Source organism: Vibrio sp. 2033, from assembly GCF_033339735.1.
On sequence record NZ_JAWOVC010000151.1, the window covers coordinates 1 to 942 of the forward strand.

Below are 942 nucleotides of genomic sequence, written 5' to 3' on the forward strand. Positions count from 1 at the left end.
GCGATTCTTGGTGCGGAAAGCTTCGGATTTGGTACCGCACCAATGGTTGCTATGGGTTGTAAATTCTTACGTATTTGCCACTTGAACAACTGTGCAACGGGTGTGGCAACTCAAGATGAAACCCTTCGTAAAGAGTACTTTAAAGGCTTACCAGAAATGGTAATGAACTATTTTACTGGCCTTGCCGATGAAGTACGTGAGTTACTCGCAGAACTTGGCGTAGAGAAACTGACAGACTTAATTGGTCGTACTGATTTACTTGAAGCCGTCGAGGGGTTCACAGCGAAGCAAACCAAGTTGGATCTATCAAACATCTTAGAAGCTCCTATTTCAGCCGAAGGTCATCCACTATTTTGGACGGAGCCAAACAAACCGTTTGATAAAGCCGAACTCAACCAAAAAATCGTTGATGATGCCTTGAATGCTGTCGAAAACAGCCAATCAGCAAGTTTCTTCTACAACGTCATCAACACCGACCGTTCTGTTGGCGCGCGTTTATCTGGTGAGATAGCAAAACGCTATGGCAACCAAGGTTTGGCAGCTTCGCCAATCAAAATCTATCTAGATGGTACGGCTGGCCAGTCGTTTGGTGTTTGGAATGCGGGCGGCGTAGAGCTTTACCTCACTGGTGATGCGAACGACTACGTAGGCAAAGGCATGGCTGGTGGTAAGATCGCGATTAAACCTCACCTAGGCACTGCATTTAAATGTAACGAAGCCACCATTATCGGTAACACATGTTTGTACGGCGCGACAGGAGGTAAACTGTTTGCTGCGGGTAAAGCGGGAGAGCGTTTTGGTGTTCGTAACTCTGGCACCATCGCTGTCATAGAAGGCGCGGGTGATAATGCTTGTGAATACATGACTGGCGGCATTGTGGCTATTCTTGGCGCCACAGGTGTGAACTTCGGCGCTGGTATGACGGGCGGTTTTGCTTACGTG

1 protein-coding gene is annotated in these 942 nt (G+C 47.8%); it reads left to right on the forward strand.

All coding sequences use genetic code 11. The features are described 5' to 3' along the window. Positions 1-942 (forward strand): glutamate synthase-related protein (locus R7P74_RS25245; RefSeq protein ID WP_318123385.1); only part of this gene is annotated, 942 nt, incomplete at both ends.